Source organism: Photobacterium sp. Ph5, assembly GCF_022129445.1.
GTDB lineage: Bacteria > Pseudomonadota > Gammaproteobacteria > Enterobacterales > Vibrionaceae > Photobacterium.
The window spans coordinates 1-21,364 of record NZ_JADQAQ010000051.1; the positions used below are offsets into that span (position 1 = coordinate 1).

Annotated in this window: 20 protein-coding genes; 16 read left to right on the forward strand and 4 right to left on the reverse strand. The window is 41.3% G+C overall.

Annotation, left to right across the window (positions count from 1 at the left end; translation table 11 throughout):
• The first annotated feature begins 515 nt into the window (after positions 1-515).
• The 8 genes from I3259_RS16550 (at position 516) to luxS (ending at position 10,322) form a co-directional block, all read left to right on the forward strand.
• Positions 516-770 (forward strand): oxaloacetate decarboxylase subunit gamma, encoded by a 255-nt coding sequence (locus I3259_RS16550; protein ID WP_008988032.1) that lies wholly within the window; start codon positions 516-518, stop codon positions 768-770.
• 61 nt (positions 771-831) lie between these two features.
• A complete protein-coding gene (oadA, locus tag I3259_RS16555) occupies positions 832-2,613 on the forward strand; it encodes a sodium-extruding oxaloacetate decarboxylase subunit alpha (protein WP_238030790.1) in 1,782 nt (593 codons plus the stop codon).
• Between the two features lie 9 nt (positions 2,614-2,622).
• Positions 2,623-3,756: a sodium ion-translocating decarboxylase subunit beta gene (locus I3259_RS16560; RefSeq protein WP_238030791.1), complete on the forward strand. Its 1,134-nt coding sequence runs from the start codon at positions 2,623-2,625 to the stop codon at positions 3,754-3,756.
• Between the two features lie 135 nt (positions 3,757-3,891).
• Positions 3,892-4,338: a YqaA family protein gene (locus tag I3259_RS16565; protein ID WP_061014822.1), complete on the forward strand. Its 447-nt coding sequence runs from the start codon at positions 3,892-3,894 to the stop codon at positions 4,336-4,338.
• 11 nt (positions 4,339-4,349) lie between these two features.
• Positions 4,350-7,199 (forward strand): pitrilysin family protein, encoded by a 2,850-nt coding sequence (locus I3259_RS16570; RefSeq protein WP_238030792.1) that lies wholly within the window; start codon positions 4,350-4,352, stop codon positions 7,197-7,199.
• A gap of 150 nt (positions 7,200-7,349) precedes the next feature.
• Positions 7,350-8,924 carry a glutamate--cysteine ligase gene (gshA, locus tag I3259_RS16575; RefSeq protein ID WP_238030794.1) on the forward strand — a complete coding sequence of 525 codons (1,575 nt, stop codon included), beginning with the start codon at positions 7,350-7,352 and terminating at the stop codon, positions 8,922-8,924.
• Between the two features lie 196 nt (positions 8,925-9,120).
• Entirely contained in the window at positions 9,121-9,729 is a 609-nt protein-coding gene (locus tag I3259_RS16580; protein ID WP_238030796.1) for a hypothetical protein, read from the forward strand.
• Positions 9,730-9,803: 74 nt separating this feature from the next.
• Complete coding sequence (gene luxS, locus I3259_RS16585; RefSeq protein WP_238030797.1) at positions 9,804-10,322, forward strand: S-ribosylhomocysteine lyase; 519 nt, start codon at positions 9,804-9,806, stop codon at positions 10,320-10,322.
• A 62-nt stretch (positions 10,323-10,384) separates the two neighbouring features.
• Here luxS and I3259_RS16590 read toward each other — a convergent pair whose 3' ends face one another.
• Positions 10,385-11,656, reverse strand: coding sequence for a CNNM domain-containing protein (locus I3259_RS16590; protein WP_238030799.1), 1,272 nt, complete (start codon positions 11,654-11,656; stop codon positions 10,385-10,387).
• 112 nt (positions 11,657-11,768) lie between these two features.
• On the reverse strand, positions 11,769-12,566 hold the full coding sequence (locus tag I3259_RS16595) for an inner membrane protein YpjD (protein ID WP_238030801.1): 798 nt from the start codon (positions 12,564-12,566) through the stop codon (positions 11,769-11,771).
• Between the two features lie 208 nt (positions 12,567-12,774).
• Between I3259_RS16595 and ffh the strand changes: the two genes are divergently transcribed.
• From ffh to tyrA, 8 genes are all read left to right on the forward strand, one after another.
• A complete protein-coding gene (gene ffh / locus I3259_RS16600; RefSeq protein WP_005371527.1) occupies positions 12,775-14,142 on the forward strand; it encodes a signal recognition particle protein in 1,368 nt (455 codons plus the stop codon).
• A gap of 171 nt (positions 14,143-14,313) precedes the next feature.
• The gene (gene rpsP / locus I3259_RS16605; RefSeq protein ID WP_005371529.1) at positions 14,314-14,562 is read left to right on the forward strand and encodes a 30S ribosomal protein S16; all 249 of its coding nucleotides are present in this window, start codon (positions 14,314-14,316) and stop codon (positions 14,560-14,562) included.
• A 27-nt stretch (positions 14,563-14,589) separates the two neighbouring features.
• Positions 14,590-15,123, forward strand: a complete 534-nt coding sequence (rimM, locus tag I3259_RS16610) for a ribosome maturation factor RimM (RefSeq protein WP_006647237.1) — start codon at positions 14,590-14,592, stop codon at positions 15,121-15,123.
• Positions 15,124-15,146: 23 nt separating this feature from the next.
• Entirely contained in the window at positions 15,147-15,893 is a 747-nt protein-coding gene (trmD, locus tag I3259_RS16615) for a tRNA (guanosine(37)-N1)-methyltransferase TrmD (RefSeq protein WP_005371531.1), read from the forward strand.
• A 37-nt stretch (positions 15,894-15,930) separates the two neighbouring features.
• Entirely contained in the window at positions 15,931-16,281 is a 351-nt protein-coding gene (rplS, locus tag I3259_RS16620) for a 50S ribosomal protein L19 (RefSeq protein WP_005371532.1), read from the forward strand.
• Positions 16,282-16,564: 283 nt separating this feature from the next.
• A complete protein-coding gene (locus I3259_RS16625) occupies positions 16,565-16,945 on the forward strand; it encodes a DUF2799 domain-containing protein (RefSeq protein WP_238030803.1) in 381 nt (126 codons plus the stop codon).
• A 246-nt stretch (positions 16,946-17,191) separates the two neighbouring features.
• Complete coding sequence (locus I3259_RS16630) at positions 17,192-18,262, forward strand: 3-deoxy-7-phosphoheptulonate synthase (RefSeq protein WP_238030805.1); 1,071 nt, start codon at positions 17,192-17,194, stop codon at positions 18,260-18,262.
• A 19-nt stretch (positions 18,263-18,281) separates the two neighbouring features.
• Positions 18,282-19,412 (forward strand): bifunctional chorismate mutase/prephenate dehydrogenase, encoded by a 1,131-nt coding sequence (tyrA, locus tag I3259_RS16635; protein WP_238030807.1) that lies wholly within the window; start codon positions 18,282-18,284, stop codon positions 19,410-19,412.
• Between the two features lie 91 nt (positions 19,413-19,503).
• Here tyrA and pheA read toward each other — a convergent pair whose 3' ends face one another.
• Together pheA and raiA are read right to left on the reverse strand one after the other, a co-directional pair.
• Positions 19,504-20,679 (reverse strand): prephenate dehydratase, encoded by a 1,176-nt coding sequence (gene pheA, locus I3259_RS16640; protein WP_238030809.1) that lies wholly within the window; start codon positions 20,677-20,679, stop codon positions 19,504-19,506.
• 311 nt (positions 20,680-20,990) lie between these two features.
• Positions 20,991-21,359, reverse strand: a complete 369-nt coding sequence (raiA, locus tag I3259_RS16645) for a ribosome-associated translation inhibitor RaiA (protein ID WP_238030811.1) — start codon at positions 21,357-21,359, stop codon at positions 20,991-20,993.
• Positions 21,360-21,364: the final 5 nt, after the last annotated feature.

Sequence of the window (21,364 nt, forward strand, 5' to 3'; positions counted from 1 at the left end):
AGCTGGATAGAGTACCTGGCTACGAACCAGGCGGTCGGAGGTTCGAATCCTCCCGCGCGCACCATTATTTAAAAGCTCAGCCTTTGGCTGGGCTTTTTTTATATCTGCAGCTTTTAATTTCCATTCATTATTTGTTCTATTAAGGTTCTATTCTTTGTGAGAATAATAGAACTTGGCTTTTGTTTACTTAGAATCAATAAGGGTATCTAACCCATTATTTATCATGGTAATTTCTACTCTTTAAGCTTATATCTTGTGTTTAAAAATTTATTCTTATTCTCTTCTTTTTATTAAATATCAGTATCTTAAAACCTTATCTTTTATATGTATGTGTCACTGTTCATATTGTGGCTACATGTAAAGAAATTCTGCAATAAAGACTGATAATCATGTTTAATTTGAGTAAAAATCAGACTAATGTTGCAAAATTAATCAATTTTTGTGAATCGGTTTGACTTGTTTTTAATTGTCATGATAATCGTTAACACTACGGTCACAACTAGAAGGGATTTATGATGACTGATCTGGGAGATACGCTGTGGCAAGCAGCGGTAATTATGGCAACAGGAATGGTTGTTGTATTTGTCTTTCTATCAATCCTTATTTTTTTGGTGAAATTGTTGGCAAAACTTGCGCCAGCAGAGCCAATTGAAGCGCCTCAAACTGCCAAATCGGCAGTGACCCCAAATCAAAACGGTATTAAACCTGATGTGATTGCAGCGATCTCAGCCGCTGTGCATCAGTATCGCCAAGCGAAAAGCTCGAGCTGATATTTCCAACTAATAAACAGTTTTGATTTTAGGACACTTATTCTTACAAGGAGTTTTGAACATGTCCAAGCCTCTAGCTATCACCGATGTGGTATTGCGTGATGCACACCAATCTTTATTTGCTACCCGTCTTCGCCTTGAAGATATGTTGCCAATTGCTGCTCAACTTGATGATGTGGGTTATTGGTCGCTAGAAACATGGGGTGGTGCTACTTTTGATTCGTGCATTCGTTATCTTGGTGAAGATCCTTGGGAGCGTCTGCGCGCATTAAAACAAGTGATGCCAAAAACACCGATGCAGATGCTACTTCGTGGACAAAATCTACTTGGTTATCGCCATTATGGTGATGATGTTGTAGAGAAGTTTGTTGAGCGCGCGCACGCGAATGGTATGGATGTTTTCCGTATTTTTGATGCCATGAACGATGTACGTAACCTTGAAAAAGCGACTAAATCTGTTGTTGATGTTGGTGCTCATGCACAAGGTACAATTTCTTATACAACCAGCCCTGTACATACATTAGACACATGGACTGATTTGGCTAAGCGTTTGGAAGATCTGGGCTGTCACTCGATTTGTATTAAAGATATGGCGGGGTTACTCAAGCCTTATGAAGCCGAAGAGCTGATCAAACGTATTAAAGCATCATGTGATATTCCATTAGCCTTGCACTGTCATGCTACAACAGGCCTTTCAACTGCAACCGCTGTGAAGGCAGTAGAAGCTGGACTCGATATTCTTGATACGTCTATTTCTTCAATGAGCCAAACTTACGGCCACACACCAACAGAAACAGTAGTCGCAATGCTACAAGGTACGGGGCGTGATACGAACTTAGATCTTGAAAAGTTCGCACCTATTGCTAGCTACTTCCGTGATGTACGCAAAAAATATGCGAAATTTGAAGGCAGCTTAAAAGGTGTTGATGCACGTATTCTATTAGCACAAGTGCCTGGCGGTATGCTGACTAATATGGAAAGTCAGTTAAAAGAGCAAGGTGCAGCCGATCGTTTTGATGAAGTATTAGAAGAGATCCCACGTGTCCGTGAAGATCTTGGTTTTATTCCATTAGTGACGCCGACATCACAAATTGTCGGTACCCAAGCGGTATTAAACGTACTTACAGGTGAGCGTTATAAGAGTATCAGTAAAGAAACGGCAGGCATTTTAAAAGGTGAATACGGTGCAGCGCCTGCACCTGTTAATCGTGAGCTTCAAGCAAAAGTACTTGAGGGGGCTGAGCCAATCACTTGCCGTCCTGCTGATCTGATTGCCGATGAGCTATCGACGTTAACTGATGAATTAGTGGCTAAAGCGAAAGCTGGCGGTATTACACTTGCTGAGCAGCAAGTTGATGATGTATTAACTTACGCATTATTCCCACAGGTTGGGTTTAACTTCTTGAAAAATCGTAACAACTCAGATGCTTTCGAGCCAGCACCTACGGGTGAAGAACTTGTTACAGCAGCACCTGCTGCTAAAGCGACTGCTGAGGTTGAAAGCTATAGCGTACGTGTTAACGGTCAGGTGTATAACGTTGAAGTTGCAGAAGGTGGTGAGCTTTCTTCTGTGGAAGTGGCACAACAGCCTGCATCAGCACCTGTCGCTGCACCTGCGCCAAGTGCTGCTGCTGAGGCGGTAGGAGCACCGCTAGCGGGTAATATCTTTAAGATCAATGTTCAACCGGGTCACCAAGTGACTGAAGGTGATGTGTTAGTGATCTTAGAAGCGATGAAGATGGAAACAGAAGTACGTGCAGCACGTAGCGGTGTCGTTGACCAACTACATGTTAAAGAAGGTGATTCTGTGACTGTCGGCTCGCCAATCATTAGCTTGGCATAAGAGGTAACCATGGAAGGTTTATTAAAACTCTGGGCCGAAACAGGGATCGCGAACTTCGAGTTTGGTCAGATTGTGATGATCATCGTCGGGTGTGGTCTACTGTTTTTGGCTATTCGTAAGGGCTTTGAGCCGTTATTACTATTACCGATGGGATTTGGTGCTATTCTTGCCAATATCCCTAATGCTGGGTTCACCGATCCGGGTGGTCTACTGTACTACATCTATTATGTGGGGATTGAAACGGGAATTTTCCCACTGCTGATCTTCATGGGTGTCGGTGCCATGACCGATTTTGGCGCCTTGATTGCTAACCCTAAAACCTTGTTATTAGGTGCAGCAGCGCAGTTTGGTATCTTCTTTACCTTGTTTGGTGCAATTGTACTGAATGTTATACCGGGTATGGAGTTTACGCTCGCTGATGCGTCATCAATTGCTATCATTGGTGGTGCGGATGGTCCTACAGCTATTTTCCTTGCAAGCCGTTTATCACCAGATCTTTTAGGTGCAATTGCGGTTGCGGCATATAGCTATATGGCACTGGTTCCGATTATCCAGCCACCGATCATGAAAGCATTAACGACACCTGAAGAGCGTCAAATTCAGATGCAACAGCTTCGTCACGTAACGAAGATGGAAAAAGTATTGTTCCCATTAGCGGTATTGCTAATGACAATCTTGTTCCTACCATCAGCAACCCCACTTGTTGGTATGTTCTGTTTAGGTAACTTAATGCGTGAATCCGGTGTGGTTGATCGTCTGTCAAATACAGTACAGAACGAGCTTATCAACATTGTGACTATTATGCTTGGCTTAGGTGTTGGCTCAAAACTTGAGGCTGCGACATTCCTTCAGATCGAAACACTAGGTATCTTGGTGCTAGGTGCGGTTGCATTTAGCGTTGGTACTGGTGGTGGTGTATTAATGGCAAAAGGGCTTAACCGCTTTAGTAAAGAGCCAATTAACCCATTGATCGGTGCGGCGGGTGTGTCTGCGGTACCTATGGCGGCACGTGTGGTGAATAAAGTAGGTTTAGATGCAAACCCACAAAACTTCTTATTAATGCACGCAATGGGACCAAACGTGGCAGGGGTATTAGGTTCAGCAGTGGCTGCTGGTATTCTGTTAGCACTGGTTGGTGGTTAATACTTCAGTAATTCGTTATTAAAGATCAAGGCAGCATATCGCTGCCTTTTTTCGTTTTTAAACATAATAAAAAACGGTTTAAACGTTTATCGTCCAGTGGCACACTGCGTTATCAATATTTTAAGGCGTTAATTAATGACTGAGTTTTTTTCCGGTGATGCGGGATTATGGGTGTTATTTGCTACCGGCTTTTTAAGTGCCACTTTGTTACCTGGTGGATCTGAGGCTAATCTTATTGCGGCAGTTAAGCTAGGTGATAACCCGATTTGGCAAATTGTTGCTGTCGTCGCAATAGGTAATACCTTAGGTGGTCTCACTAATTATTGGTTAGGGCTTTTACTTCCAGATAAAACTTCCGAGCAAAAACAGAGTCATAAAGCTTTATTGTGGTTAAAAAAATACGGTTATTGGAGCTTGTTGCTAAGTTGGATGCCAATCATAGGTGATCCATTATGTTTAGCGGCAGGCTGGCTACGCATGCGTTTTTGGTGGTGTGCTGTAGTTATATTTATTGGAAAAACATTACGTTATATCGCATTAGCCGCAATTGTACTGGGACTTTTCCCATCATTACCGTTTTAAGGAATTCGAGAGTGCAAAAATGGATCCTGAGTGCAGCTATGCTGTCACTAACGGGCTGTAGTCAATTTGTAGAGCAGTCATCAACGCAAGCGTTACCGAAAGGGGTGGTGTTTGTCGAGCAAGTCAAAGCGGTTAAGGGGGAAGCTGTGATCCCTTATAGCAAGTACCGTTTAGCTAATGGTCTTACTGTCATTTTATCGCCTGATCATTCTGATCCGTTAGTGAATGTAGATGTGACTTACCATGTGGGTTCTGCGCGAGAGCAACAAGGTAAATCAGGCTTTGCTCACTTCTTTGAGCATATGATGTTTCAAGGTTCAAAACATGTCGGCGATCAGCAGCATTTCAAATTGGTCACTGAAGCTGGCGGTAATTTAAATGGCAGTACTAACCGAGATCGCACCAATTATTTTGAAACGGTGCCAGCCAACCAATTAGAAAAAGTCTTGTGGCTTGAGTCAGACCGTATGGGCTTTTTACTTGATGCGGTATCTCAGCGTAAGTTTGAAATTCAGCGTGATACAGTGAAAAACGAGCGTGCGCAAAACTTTGAAAACCGTCCGTATGGTTTGATTTATGAAAAAATGGCGGAAGCTTTATATCCACGTAACCATCCATATTCATGGCAAACTATTGGCTATGTGGAAGATTTAGATCGTGTTGATGTTAATGATCTTAAAGCTTTCTTTTTGCGTTGGTATGGACCAAACAATGCCACCTTAACTATTGGTGGTGATATTAATAAAGCGCAGACATTGGCGTGGGTGAATAAATACTTTGGCTCTATTCCACGAGGTCCAGAAGTAAAAAATGCACCGAAGCAGCCTGTGACATTGCCATCTGATCGTTACATTACACTGCAAGATAATATTAAGCAGCCAATGTTAATGATGGGATGGCCGACAGCGTATTTAGGCGCAGCAGAACAACCATCATTAGATATGTTAGGTCAAGTGATTGGTAGCGGTACCAATAGCTTGCTCTATCAAAAATTGGTGAAAACAGGTAAAGCCGTTGATGCCGGCGCATTTCAAGATTGTGCAGAGCTCGCGTGTACCATGTATGTGTATGCGATGGCACCAAGTGGCGACAAAGGCCACCTAGACACATTACGTAAAGAAGTGATGTCAGTCGTTAACGGTATTGAGCTGCAAGGGATCAAAAAAGCCCAACTGGATGAAATTAAAGGTTCGGTTGAAGCGAATGCGATTTATGGCTTACAAAGTGTCAGTGGTAAGGTCTCACAACTAGCGGCTTATCAGACATTCTTTGGTAACCCGAACTATATTGCAACGGATCTAGCGAACATTGATAAAGTGAATACGCAAAGCGTTATGCGTGCGTACAATCAGTATATTTATCAGCATCCTAGTGTCACATTAAGTGTTGTTCCACATGGTGAATTACAGCTTCAGGCGGCAAAACCAAACTATACTCCAGCTCCTCGCGTGTTACCGAAAAATACCAAGATTGAAGATAAAGATCTGGCGTATCGTACCGTCAAAGACAACTTTGATCGCTCGGTGATGCCTAAAGCTTCAAAACCTGTGAAAGCGGTGATGCCAACCTTGTATGAGTTTAGTTTAGCGAATGGGATCAAAGTGATTGGTACTCAGTATCAAGAAACTCCAACCATTAGCTTACAGTTAACCGTACCCGCTGGACGTCGTTTAGATCCAGCGAGTAAAGAAGGCTTAGCTGAGCTAACCGCAGCCATGATGAATGAAGGTAGTGAGAAGTTTACTGCTGAAGAAATGGCTTCTAAGTTAGACACACTAGGCAGTAGTATTTCTGTTCGTGCAGGGCTTTATGGTACAACAATATCGCTAAGCACGTTAACCAAAAACTTACCTGAAACCATGGCGCTATTGGAACAGCGTTTATTTCATCCTGCGTTTAAAGAAAGTGATTTTAAGCGTCTTAAAAAGCAGATGATTGAAGGTATTGTTTATGAGCACCAAAGTGCTGATTGGTTAGCAGGCCAAGCCACCCGAGAAGTATTATTTAAAGGGACGGTATTTAGTCGTCCATCTGATGGTACGAAACAAACTCTGAGTCGTATTACGCTGCAAGATGTGAAAGACTTCTACCAGCGTTATTACACGCCAAACAGTGCTGATGCGGTTGTGGTAGGTGATATCACCCAATCTCAATTAACGAAAGCATTAGCTCCTATAGGTCAATGGCAAGGGGCTCCTGCACCAAGTATTGCGCCACAAGTTCTACCTGTATTAAAGCAGCAAGCAATTTGGTTAGTGAACAAGTCTGATGCACCACAAACGGTGATCCGTTTAGCGCGTCAAGGGATGCCATTTGATGCCACGGGTGAACTATTTAAAACCCAGTTAGCGAACTTTAACTTAGCCGGTAACTTTAATAGTCGTATTAACATGAATTTACGTGAAGATAAAGGCTATACCTATGGTGCAGGTGGTTATTTCAGTGGGGGTAAAGAGGTAGGACTCGGCGTGTATTACGCTCAAGTTCGCGCAAATACTACCGTGGCTTCGATTAAAGAATTCTTAGCTGAACTAAAGAAAATGAGTACATCAGGGTTAACCGATAAAGAGGTTAATTTTATGCGCTTAGCGGTAGGTCAACAAGATGCCCTTAGTTATGAGACACCAAGCCAAAAAGCGGCCTTATTAGGTAATATTTTAGCTTATCATCTACCTAAGGATTTTGTCGCGCAACGTAATCATATCGTCGATAGCATCAGTAAATCCACGATGGATAAACTTGCCGAAAAATGGTTTGACCCTAAAGATTATCAAATTATTGTGGTTGGTGATGCGAAAAGCTTAGAGCCACAATTGAAGACATTAGGGTTGCCTGTTCATCTACTCTCCCTAACGAAATAATCGTGCATTCGGTAACAACTAGTACACAGTGCTAGTTGTTACCATTCAGTAAAAGTCTTTCGCAAGTTTTGCTGATATAAATGATGGTAATCACACGCAATAATGATTACTCTGTTTTCCTTAAATTAGATTAAAACGAGAATAGCCTTGATGGACTTTTCACAGAGGTTACAGCAGCTTTCTACTCATGCTGATGCATTAACCCAGTTTGGGCGTGGACTTGAACGAGAGTCACTTCGAATTACTGCTGACAGGCATTTATCCCAACAACCTCATCCCGTGGCATTAGGCTCTGCACTAACCAATAAGTGGATCACAACTGATTTTGCCGAATCATTGTTGGAATTTATTACACCAGTATCAACTGATGTTGATCAGCTATTATGGCAACTTGAAGATATCCATAAATTTGCTTTAAGCAAAATGGATGGTGAGCGTTTATGGCCAATGTCGATGCCATGTTTTGTTGGCTCGCAAGATGACATTACCTTAGCGCAATACGGTTCATCGAATACTGGGCGAATGAAAACGCTTTACCGCGAAGGCTTGAAGCATCGTTACGGTAGTGTGATGCAGATCATCTCCGGTGTTCACTTTAACTTCTCATTCTCTGATAGTTTTTGGGATGGTTTATTTGGTGAGCAAACACCAGAGCAACGCCAAGAATCAGTATCGGATGCATACTTTGGTTTAATCCGTAATTACTACCGTTTTGGTTGGTTAATTCCTTATTTATTTGGGGCGTCTCCTGCACTTTGTGGCTCTTTTATTAAAGACGACAAAGTGAAGGAATCATTTAGCAAAGTGGGTACAGGTACCTATTACTTAGAGAATGCAACAGCATTACGTTTAAGTGATTTGGGTTACACCAATAATGCGCAAAGCTCGCTAAAAATTGGTTTTAATAGCTTAGAACAGTACCTAGAAGGCTTAAATGAAGCGATTCATACTCCGTCAAAAGAGTTTGCTGACATTGGTGTGATTGTTGATGGTGAACGCCGTCAGCTAAACAGTAATGTGCTACAGATTGAAAATGAGCTTTATGCACCAATTCGTGCCAAACGTGTAACTAAAAGTGGTGAAAAACCATCAGAAGCATTAAAGCGTGGTGGTGTTGAATACATTGAAGTGCGTTCGTTAGATGTAAACCCATTTAGCCCTATTGGTATCAGTGAAGATCAAGTTCGTTTCCTCGATTTATTTCTAACATGGGCGGTATTAACACCATCGGCTGATATGGATGACAGTGAATTAGCTTGCTGGCGTGATAACTGGAACCGTGTTGTTATCGATGGTCGTAATCCAGAGCTAATGCTTAAGATCGGCTGTGCAGGTGAGCGTTTAAGCCTGAAAGATTGGGGCTCGCGTGTCTTTGCTGAATTGGAGCAAGTAGCGAAAATCATTGATGAGCTAAACGGTAACACTCTTTACCAACAAACATGTGAGCGTTTATTAGGTTGGATTCATCATCCTGAACGTACGCTCTCAGCGCAATTACTTGAGCAAATTAAAGCGGAGCAAGGCATTGGTAATTTAGGTTACAAGTTAGCGGCACAACATTTAGATTACCTAAATGAGCAAGGTTTCCGCTTTTATGATGCAAAAACGTTTGAACAAGAAGTACATCATTCAATAGAGAAGCAACAGCAAATCGAACGTGATGATACTGTTTCATTTGATGAGTATCTCGATAATTACTTTGCTGATATTCATGTTGGATTATAAAAAATAGCAACGAAAGAGTATGTTATTTTTTGATACAATAAAGCTGGGATCTGGATGATTCCAGCTTATTATTTTTAGTCTTTATTGATTTATGCATTTTACATGGATGATGAAACCTCTTCTTTAGCTACTGTTAACCTCCATCCCTATATAATGTCTTACTCAATAAATGCCTTTGATGGAATGTGAGTGATATATGCAGTGGTCTCTTCGTTTATTTTTGTTATTTGGAATAACCCTCATTGTTTCAGGATGTGCCTCTGCGCCACCACGAGATCAATCAAATATTTGTAATATCTTTCGTCAATATCCGAGTTGGTACGATGATGCTGTTGATATGCAAAAAGAGTGGGGGACCCCGATCAATGTTGCCATGGCGATTATTAAGCAAGAAAGTAGCTTTCGTCATGATGCTCAGCCACCGAAAGATTATGTGCTCGGTTTTATTCCTTGGGGACGTGTAAGCAGTGCTTATGGTTATGCACAAGCACAAGATCCTGCATGGGAAGATTTTCAAAAACACACCGGTCATGGTGGTTCACGAACTGATTTCGGCGATTCATTACAATTTGTTGGTTGGTATACTCATGAAACACAACGGCAGTTAGGTATTTCTAAATGGGATGCTTATCGTCAATACCTTGCTTATCATGAAGGGCGAGGTGGATTTAAGCGTGGAACATATTGGAAAAAACCATGGTTAACCAAGGTTGCGCGTAAAGTAGAGCAGCAATCAAAGAATTATGGTTGGCAATTAAAGCAGTGCCGTAAAGAATTAGAAAGTAATAGAAGCTGGTGGTTTTAATTCGTAAGTTGTTAACTTAGAAAAAACGCCAATAATTGAATAAGTCAGGATTGACGTGCAAGGAGAAGCAAACAATGCCATTACTCGATAGTTTTACCGTCGATCATACTAAGATGAATGCACCTGCGGTTCGTGTGGCAAAGACCATGCAAACTCCAAAAGGTGACACCATTACGGTATTTGATCTGCGCTTTTGTCGCCCTAATATCGATATTTTAAGTGAGCGTGGTATTCATACGTTAGAGCACCTTTACGCAGGATTCATGCGTGCGCATCTTAATTCAAATAATGTCGAAATTATTGATATTTCACCAATGGGATGCCGTACCGGTTTTTACATGAGTTTAATCGGCACGCCAACCGAAGAAATGGTTGCGGTAAGCTGGAAAGCGGCGATGGAAGATGTGCTAAAGGTTGAGTCACAAAATCAGATCCCAGAGCTTAATGAGTATCAGTGTGGTACTTACGATATGCATTCATTAGAAGAAGCGAAAAGTATCGCTTCAACTATTTTGTCGCAAGGGATCCTTGTGAATAAAAATGATGAGCTTGCTTTACCTGAAACAATGCTACAAGACTTAAAAGTTAAGTAATGTTTCTATTACTTAACTTTAAATAGAAAAAAGCCGACACTTCATGTGTCGGCTTTCTTTTATCATTTATTTAGTGTCTCGGGTAAGACCTTAATCAGCTTTATCATATTGTCTGAAACTTCAACGATTTCCATTTTATGATTCGCAATCATAATACTGACCTGATTATCGGGAATGTATTCAAGATGTTCGAGGATCAAGCCATTTAAAGTGCGAGGGCCATCAGTGGGTAATTTCCAATTTAGGCTTTTGTTCAAGTCACGAATATTAGCGCTACCTTCAATCATCAAGCTACCATCACTTTGTGCCGTGATCTCTTCTGCTAACGTTGGCGCAATAGACGTCGTAAATTCCCCTACGATCTCTTCAAGAATATCTTCTACCGTGATTAAGCCTTGGATATCACCGTACTCATCGACGATTAAACCAATACGCTCTTTATTGCGTTGAAACTTTAGAAGCTGAATGTTCAGTGGAGTGCCTTCTGGAATGAAATAGACTTCATCAGCAGCACGTAACAGATTTTCTTTACTGAAATCGTTTTTATCCATCATTAAACGGTAGGCTTCACGTACACGTAGCATACCAACAACTTCATCAATATTGTCACGGTACAGCACGATACGACCATGAGCGGAATGGCTTAGCTGGCGGACTATTGATTTCCAATCATCGTTCACATTAATCGCCGCGATTTCACTGCGAGGTACCATTAAGTCTTCAACGGTGACATTTTCTAAATCAAGAATTGATAACAGCATATCTTGGTGGCGACGTGGTATTAAGCCGCCAGCTTCGTTAACAACGGTACGTAATTCTTCTGAGCTTAATTTAGATGAACTGTTATTACTGCTTTTTAATCCTAAGATGAAAAGAAAAGCACTGGTGATCCCATTAACGAACCACACTAATGGGTAAAGTACTTTCATTAAAATGTTTAAGATGATGCTGCTGGCATAAGAGACACGTTCAGGATAGAGCGCAGCTACCGTCTTAGGAGTTACTTCTGCAAAGACAAGGATCAAAATAGTCAGTGCACCTGTTGCAATCGCTACACCAGCATCGCCATAAAGGCGCATACCAAGAATAGTCGCAATCGCGGATGCTAAAATATTAACTAAATTATTACCGATCAGAATTAGGCCAATTAAGCGATCTGTACGAGAAAGTAGTTTCTCGACACGTTTAGCTCCTTTATGGCCTTGGTTGGCCATGTGGCGTAGTTTGTAGCGGTTTAGTGCCATCATGCCTGTTTCTGAGCTGGAGAAATAAGCTGATAGAACGATCATTAAAATAAGTAGAGAGAATAATACACCTGTGGAGATCTCGTCCAAAAGTCGTAACCCTTAATGTTTTTATGCAAGCTAAAGCCCCGTATAAAGGGCAAAATTATAAGTATTGTAATTATAGAAAGATTCTATATAAAACTATGAGAGGTAATGTTAATTACATGCCAATGATAATTTCTTTTACGAACCGGCTCCCAAAGTAAGCCAGTGTGAGTAGAAATGCACCAACGAGGCTGAACCAAATCACTCTACGTCCGCGCCAGCCTTGACGGTAGTGTCCCCATAATAAGACACTGTAAACACACCAAGCTAATAATGATAGTATCGCTTTATGGGTTTTACCTTGGGCAATGATATCGTTAATAAATAGATAGCCTGTGAGCAAGGTTACGGTTAATAACGCATACCCTACAATAATGATCTTGAAAAGTTGACGTTCAACCATCATTAATGGGGGAATATTAGGGTTCACAGCTAAGCTCTTTTTATTTTTTAGCTTATGATCAAGCCAAGCCAATTGAATAGCATACAATGTTGCAATCATCAGGGTTGAATATGAAAATAAGGCCAGAGAAATATGCAGTAGTACTTGCGGATGGGCTTCTAAATGAGTAATAAAAGCACCTGGCAGTAATATTGATGCCGCTAAGTTGATAGCTGCAAAACTGTATATCACAGGTAGTAAAAACCAAATCCGCATTTTTAACATTGCTACTGTAGTCAAGCAGGCAACAATTACGCTGATTAACGAAGCAACGTTAAGAATACTGAGGTTTTGTCCTGCACCTGCAAAGATAAGATCTTTAAGCAGTAGGATATGAAAAATAATTGCCATACAGGCTGCGGCAAAAACAGGGGTAACTTTTATGCCGTTATTGTTAGCAAGTCCTGGAATAACCAGCAATAGTGCAATGAGATAAAAGCCAACTGCTGGAATAGCAAGTAACATATCCATAATAAATGAGATAGCTCCGTATTAACTAATGGCTATTTTATAAGGTTTTAGAGATGCAATTATACCTTGCTCAAACCTTCACCGCCAACGTAATACCTAAAAGTGACAAAGGATTACATGAAAACGAAGGTTTTTTTACGGTATACTTGTACCAATTTTAGTGATTTTGCAATTTTAATTGAGTTGCGTAACGAGCGAGTAGCACCACATGTTCGAAAATTTAACCGAGCGTTTATCGCGAACGCTTAAAAATGTCAGCGGCCGTGGTCGCCTTACGGATGACAACATCAAGGATACTTTGCGTGAAGTACGCATGGCATTGCTCGAGGCTGATGTTGCGCTGCCCGTTGTTCGTGAATTCGTTAAGCGTGTAAAAGAGCGCGCTGTTGGTACTGAAGTATCAAAAAGTTTAACTCCAGGTCAAGAGTTCATCAAAATCGTTCAAGCTGAACTTGAAGCGGTGATGGGTGAAGAAAACGAAGGCTTGGATTTAAGTTGCCAACCGCCAGCAGTTATTTTAATGGCAGGTTTACAAGGTGCAGGTAAAACAACCAGCGTCGGTAAATTAGGTAAGCTATTAAAAGAGCGTGATAGTAAAAAAGTATTGGTTGTTTCTGCCGACGTATACCGTCCAGCGGCAATCAAGCAACTTGAGACGCTAGCGGGTGATGTTGGTATTGATTTCTTCCCATCAAATGTAGAGCAGAAACCTGTCGAGATCGCAAAAGCGGCGCTTGAGCACGGTAAGCTTAAATTCTACGATGTGGTGATTGTCGATACAGCGGGTCGTCTTCACGTTGATGAAGAGATGATGGATGAGATTAAAGACGTCCATAAAACATTAAACCCTGTTGAGACACTGTTCGTGGTTGATGCCATGACAGGTCAAGATGCGGCTAACACAGCTAAAGCCTTTAATGATGCATTACCACTAACCGGTGTGATCTTAACCAAGGTGGATGGTGATGCCCGTGGAGGTGCTGCATTATCAGTACGTCATATCACAGGTAAGCCAATTAAATTTTTAGGTGTTGGTGAAAAAACTGACGCACTAGAGCCGTTCCATCCAAATCGTGTTGCTTCTCGTATCTTAGGTATGGGTGATGTTCTTTCTTTAATCGAAGATTTAGAACGTAACGTTGATAAGCAAGAAGCGGAAAAACTGGCGAAGAAATTCAAAGATAAAAAAGGCTTTGATTTAGAAGACTTCCGTAGCCAGCTTCAACAAATGAAAAACATGGGCGGTATGATGGGAATGCTTGATAAGCTTCCGGGTATGTCACAACTCCCGTCTGATGTGAAAGATAAAGTGGACGATAAAGTGTTCGTTCAAATGGAAGCTATCATTAATTCAATGACCAAAGGCGAGCGTGCACATCCTGAGCTTATCAAAGGTTCACGTAAAAAGCGTATTGCTGCAGGTTCAGGTACACAAGTACAAGATGTGAACCGTTTATTGAAGCAATTTACCCAAATGCAGAAGATGATGAAAAAAATGCAAAAGGGTGGAATGAAGAATATGATGCGCCAAATGAAGGGTATGATGCCTGGTGGCGGAATGTTCCCTGGACGCTAATTCCATAATTTTAAAAGATTTTAAAGTCGATTGGTTATTTTACTGGCGAAAAAGTAACTAAAGAAGTTGCATTCGTCGTTCTAAAGAGTAAAATTCCGAGGCTTTATTTTGGCACGGGCCCCGTTTTTTAAGCGGGGCCAATTTAATTTACAGTAATGCAAAGAGGACGATATGGTAACCATTCGTTTGGCACGTCACGGCGCTAAGAAGCGTCCATTCTATCAAATCGTTGTTGCTGACTCACGTTGTTCACGTGACGGTCGTAACATCGAGCAAATCGGTTTCTTCAACCCACTAGCTAAGGGTCAAGAAGAGCGTCTACGTCTAGACCTAGATCGCGTAAACCACTGGGTAGGTCAAGGCGCTTCTGTGACTGACCGCGCAGCAAAACTAATCAAAGATGCAGCGAAAGCAGCTTAATTTGATTATTAAGGTAGAAGAGAAACGATGAGCAGTAAAAACCAAGACCACATTATTGTCGGTAAACTGGGTGCCACCTACGGTATCAAGGGTTGGCTCAAAGTTTTTTCCTACACCGAACAATCTGAAAGCATTTTCTCTTACACCCCTTGGCTTATTAAAGTTAAAGGTGAGTGGAAAGAGATCCATGTTGAATCATGGAAACGCCATGGCCAAGGTCTGGTGGCTAAGCTAGAAGGCATGGATATCCGCGAGGATGCCCAAGTTTTCACTAATGCTGAAGTCGCTGTATTGGCTGAGCAACTACCAGCACTGTCAGATGAAGAATTCTACTGGCGTGAGTTGTTTGGTATGTCTGTATTCACTACTGAAGGTTACGATCTAGGTAAGGTGACAGACATCCTGGAAACAGGTTCAAACGACGTGTTAGTTGTTAAGGCGAATTTAAAAGATGCTTTCGGGCAGAAGGAACGATTAATTCCGTTCCTCGATGAGCAGGTCATCAAGTTGATTGATCGCACTGCTCAGCGGATCGAAGTTGACTGGGATCCTGAGTTTTAACCTCCGGTAATAAGGTGAGTAACATGTGGGTTGGTGTAATCAGCCTTTTTCCTGAAATGTTCTCTTCCATTACCAATTTTGGGGTAACAGGCCAGGCGGTAAAAAAAGGCCTTTTGACTGTTGATACGTGGAATCCTCGTGATTTTACGCACGACAAACATCGTACGGTAGATGATCGACCATACGGTGGTGGACCGGGTATGTTGATGATGGTGCAGCCTTTGCGCGATGCCATTCACACAGCCAAACAGTCTGCAAAAGGTAAGGCTAAAGTAATCTACCTTTCCCCTCAGGGCCGTAAGCTGGATCAGGCTGGTGTTGAGGAGTTAGCGCAAAATGAGAATCTGATTCTTATTTGTGGTCGCTATGAAGGGGTTGATGAGCGCATTATCCAACAAGAGGTAGACGAAGAATGGTCTATCGGCGATTTTGTGTTAACGGGTGGTGAACTACCTGCTATGACGTTGGTGGATGCAGTTGTTCGGTTTGTTCCGGGCGTACTGGGAGACTTTGCGTCAGCAGAAGAAGATTCTTTTGCAAATGGCTTGCTAGATTGTCCTCATTACACAAGACCAGAATTGTTGGACGGGCAGGAAGTACCTTCGGTATTAATGTCTGGCAATCATAAAGATATTAGTCGCTGGCGATTAAAACAATCGCTAGGCCGTACATGGCTAAGAAGACCAGAGCTCCTGGAAAACCTAGCTCTGACTGACGATCAGGAATTCTTGCTAGCGGAATTTATCCGCGAACATAAAGCAAGCATTTAATTAATTTAGTATCAGTTTATTCTAGGGTATATACCAAATGAGTAACATCATTAAAGCTCTTGAGCAAGAGCAACTAAAAACAGACCTACCGACTTTCGCACCAGGTGACACTGTTGTTGTTCAAGTTAAGGTAAAAGAAGGTGACCGTGAGCGTCTACAGGCTTTTGAAGGCGTTGTAATCGCAATCCGTAACCGTGGTCTACATTCTGCATTTACTGTTCGTAAGATTTCGAACGGTGAAGGTGTTGAGCGTGCGTTCCAAACTCACTCTCCAGTAGTTGACAGCATTACTGTTAAACGTCGTGGTGCAGTACGTCGTGCCAAGTTGTACTACCTACGTGAGCGTTCTGGTAAATCAGCACGTATCCGTGAGAAGCTATCTAAGTAATAGCTTTAAACGCTTGACGTTTAATCGAAAAGCCCACCGAAAGGTGGGCTTTTTTTGTATCTGTAAATTAGCAATTGGGTAGTTTTTAAGATGCATGAATATTTAAACAGATGAAAAGCGCTGTATATTTACTGAATAGACTTTAATTAAGTATAAAATTAGTACTATTATGCTAGGTTAAATTGAGAACATATTGTATAAAATTCATAACAAGTTATAGGCTGAATAACACTACGTCTTTTTGCTTCTCAAAACTCCTCGATTTGATAACCAAGGAAAAGTTATGAAAGTCCTTCCTCTTTTAACTCTCTCTTCTATTGTGCTTCTATCTGGCTGTGTTACGCAATCCTCTTTGATTAGCAAAGGATATTTTGAACAGCTCGGTTTCTATGACGGTGCTGGTGGTCGAGTTGCGCTAACAACCACACAACTTGATAAAATTTCAGATAAATATGACGCGACAGAAATACCTAACTATCAAGAGTATCTGCAAGGCTATAGTAAAGGTCGTGATAATTACTGTTCTATTGAGCATGTATTGCAGTTAGGTGAGCAAGGGGATTCAAATTGGGGAATCTGTGAATATCGTCGTGAAGTCCCATTATTTAAAGCCAAATGGCAGCAAGGTTTTGAGCGCTATATGTCACAAGAACCTAGGTTATAATACTACTCTTTGTAAATTGTACGTTTTCGACAAAATAAAAGTTAATACAGACGGAATGTATTAACTTTTTATATTTATATCACACATGTAAATAATAATTTACAGGTGGTGTTTTTTATTTACACTGCTATTGCAATAGGTCATCAAGACTTGTTATGTTTGTTGGCATGATGTTACTAATGGATATAGTGATAACGAAACAGGGATTGTGTTTCGCGCTAACAAATCAATGACAAGGATGCCACTATGCAAAAAGACCAACTCAATAACGTTCATATCGAAGATGAATCTGTTTTAATCACGCCTGCAAAGCTAAAACAAAATCTACCTATTTCAGAACAAGCCCTTTCTTTTGTTGAGCGGTCTCGTCAAACTATCGCTGATATTATTCACAAGCGTGATCATCGTTTATTGGTCGTGTGTGGGCCTTGTTCAATTCATGATGTTGAACAAGCAAAAGTCTATGGTCAAAAATTAAAACAATTAGCAGAAGAGTTGAGTGATCAACTTTATATTGTTATGCGAGTGTACTTTGAAAAGCCGCGTACGACGGTAGGGTGGAAAGGGCTTATTAACGACCCGCATATTGATGGTTCATTTGCTGTTGAAGAAGGCTTGCATATTGGTCGTCAGTTGTTAGTCGATTTAGTTGAAGAGGGCATTCCTTTAGCTACCGAAGCACTTGATCCTATTAGTCCTCAATACTTAGGCGATTTATTTAGTTGGGCAGCCATTGGCGCACGTACGACGGAATCACAAACCCACCGTGAAATGGCGAGTGGACTATCAATGCCAGTTGGTTTTAAGAATGGTACTGATGGTAGCTTGGCAACAGCGATTAATGCGATGCAAGCGGCAGCGTCAGGTCATAAATTTATGGGTATTAACCCAGATGGACAAGTTGCACTGCTAAATACTGAAGGTAATCCTGACGGTCATGTTATTTTACGTGGTGGTAAGCAAACCAATTATGACTCTGTGTCAGTTAAAGAGTGTGAAAACGAGATGGTCGGATCAGGTCTTTCACCTGCCTTAATGGTAGACTGTAGCCATGCAAATTCTCGTAAAGATTATCGCCGTCAACCTTTGGTTGCTGAAGACGTGATTCATCAGATCCGAGAGGGAAATCAGTCTATTATAGGATTGATGATCGAAAGTCATCTTGACGAAGGGAATCAGAGTGCCGATCTTCCTCGAGATGAAATGAAGTATGGCGTATCGATAACTGATGCATGTATTGGCTGGGATACTACTGAGCAATTATTGCGTCAGGCACATAAGGAATTAGTGCCGTTCTTACAAGATCGAATTAAATAATTACGGATAGAAAAAAATCATGGTTGCTGAGTTAAGCAAATTAAGAGATCAAATTGACGATGTAGATCGTCAAATGGTTGAGCTATTGGCTCAACGACTCGCTTTAGTTGAGCAGGTTGGTGTAGTAAAAAGTCAGCATGGCTTACCGATTTATGCTCCCGATCGTGAAGCGGCAATGTTGGCATCTCGTCGTGAAGAAGCGGAACGTCAAGGTGTACCTGCAGACCTTATTGAAGATGTATTGCGTCGAACGATGCGTGAATCTTATTCGAGTGAAAATGACTCTGGCTTTAAGTGTTTAAATCCACAATTACGACCAATTGTTATCGTTGGTGGCCATGGTCAGCTAGGTAAATTATTTCGTCGTTTGTTTGAACTGTCAGGGTACCAAGTTAAAACATTAGGTAGCCAAGACTGGGATCGTGCCGATGAAATATTGCATGATGCAGGTATGGTCGTTGTTTCTGTTCCTATCCATTTAACAGAGACGGTGATTGCGAAACTCGATAATTTACCTGAAGATTGTTTACTTGCTGATTTAACATCGATTAAAAGTGGTCCATTACAAGCGATGTTGGAAGTGCATAAAGGCCCTGTGGTTGGGTTACACCCAATGTTTGGTCCTGATATTCCAAGTTTGGCAAAGCAGGTTATTGTGTACTGTGATGGACGGAACCCTGAAAGTTATCAATGGCTGTTGGAGCAGTTTCAAATTTGGGGGGCATCACTTAATCGTATTAGTGCGATTGAACATGATCAAGGGATGACCTTGATCCAAGCATTACGTCACTTTACGTCGTTTGTTTATGGTGTTCACCTTGCTGAAGAAGATCCAAAGTTAGAGCAATTAATGTCGCTAAGTTCACCAATCTATCGCTTAGAACTCGCGATGGTAGGGCGTTTGTTTGCTCAAGATGCGCAATTGTACGGAGATATTATTATGTCTGCTCCACAGAATATTGCGATGATCAAACGTTTCCATCAGCGCTTTGGTGAAGCGATTGAAATGCTAGATGCTCAAGATAAAGATGCATTTAAGCAAGCTTTTGGTCAAGTATCAGGATGGTTTGGCGATTACGCTGAACATTTTTTAGCAGAGAGCCAGGGACTGCTTAGGCAGGCGAACGATTCAACTCACCGTAAATCGTAGTTAATTTTCTGATAGTTAAAATAAAAGAGCCCGTTATGTCATTATTACTCGAAAGAGAATGTCATAACGGGCTTTTTGTTATATGTACATTTTAGTCGAGGAGCTCAACTTCTGTTGGCGCGACATTTTCACTTGGATAACAGCCCAATACTTTAATAAAGCGCGTTAGGCGGGTGAGCTCTTCTAATGCTTGCTGCATTACATCAGATTTAAGATTGACCTCGACATCCACATAGAACATTTCTTCCCATGGGTTACCAATAACAGGGCGTGATTCCAGTTTACTCATATTGATATTAAGATTTCTCAGTACCAGTAAACATTCAACCAATGAACCTGCTTTTTGTGCAGTCGACATGATTAAAGTGGTTTTTGCTGGGATCAAGGATGTGACATCAACAGGTTTACGTGCCACCACAATAAATCGGGTAAAGTTTTCTTGCTGATTGGCAATATCTGATTTGATTGAGGTTAAACCATACAATTCGCCACTGGATGCATTACCAATAGCTGCAATATTCGGTTGTTTCAATTGAGCAACTTGCTCCATCGCTTCAGCAGTACTTGAGCAGTATTCTTGCTTAATATTCCCCATTCTATGAAGATATTCACTGCATTGCTGGTGAGGCTGAGGGTGAGAATATAAGGTATCGATATGTTCAAGTTTCGTATCGACAGCAGTCAGTAGGCAGTGTTCGATAGATTGGGTTATCTCACCTACAATAGAAAGGCTTGTGTGCTGTAGCAAATCATATACTTCATTGATTGAGCCCGAGCTGGTATTTTCAATTGGCAAGACACCATAATCGGCGTTACCGGTTTCAACCGTATTAAAAATATCGCGGAAAGTCGAGCAACTCAGTTCAACCAGATCGGTTTGCTTACGGCTAAAATAATTACGGCTGGCTAAATAAGAGTATGAACCTTTCGCACCAAGGAAAGCAACACGAGCAATAGGATTAGCGTTATCTGGATTGGCAAGCTTTTGTAGATAAGCTTGTTGAAATAATACTGAGTCTTCAATAATGGTATGGAAGATTTGAGTAACATATTGTGCATCTAATTGATGAAGCTTGCCGTTTTCTATCAGTTTTAATAGTAATTCATGTTCACGTACTTGATCGCGTACGGGTTTAGCTGTGCTAATTTTACTTTTTGCTACCTCTAGACTAAGCGCTCTTCGCTCTGCCAGTAGTTCAAGTAAAGCGTTATCGATACGACTGACATTTTGACGAATGTCATCGAGAGAATAGCGAGTATCGGTCATTGGCGTCCCTATCTGATTTCCGAATATAACGATAGCTTATGTCGTGGCTAACATCTCATATCATACGAATGTGGATTAATACGAATTACTTGATGAGTAGAGAAGCTGCGATGATATAAGCAAAATGGTCATTTTTTATCTTTAGCCACATTATGCAGCGTACTATTTATTGTCAAGTAGATTAGAGGCTAGTGCTAAGAATGGAAATAATGAGGGAAGATCTCTATTGTTATGTTGCGATAATCAGAACAGTATTGTTAAAAGCAAACAACCCCGCATAAGCGGGGTTATTTTAAATCCTTATGATAATGCTAGTATGCGTCGTCTAGCTCAACTTCATCTAGTTCTACTTCGTCTTCAGCCAGCTCTGGCTTTTCACTATGGCTTGCACGGCGAGCGTTAGGTTTGTGAGCTTGTTTTTTCAACTGTCGGTCAAGCTTTTGGTAAAGCTCTGTAATCGCACCAAACAGGTCGTCATGCTCTGCAGAAGCAACAAGTTGTCCTCCGGCAATATTTACTGCAGCTTCGACTTTAAATTGCTTGCTTGGTTCTTTGCTAATCACAACGTGTTTTTTGATTAGCGGCACCTGAAGTTTTTCTAACTTATTGAACTTAAATTCAAAACGCTCACGGATAGCCGGGGTGATATCGATGTTTTTACCAGTGATTTCTAATGTCATAATTA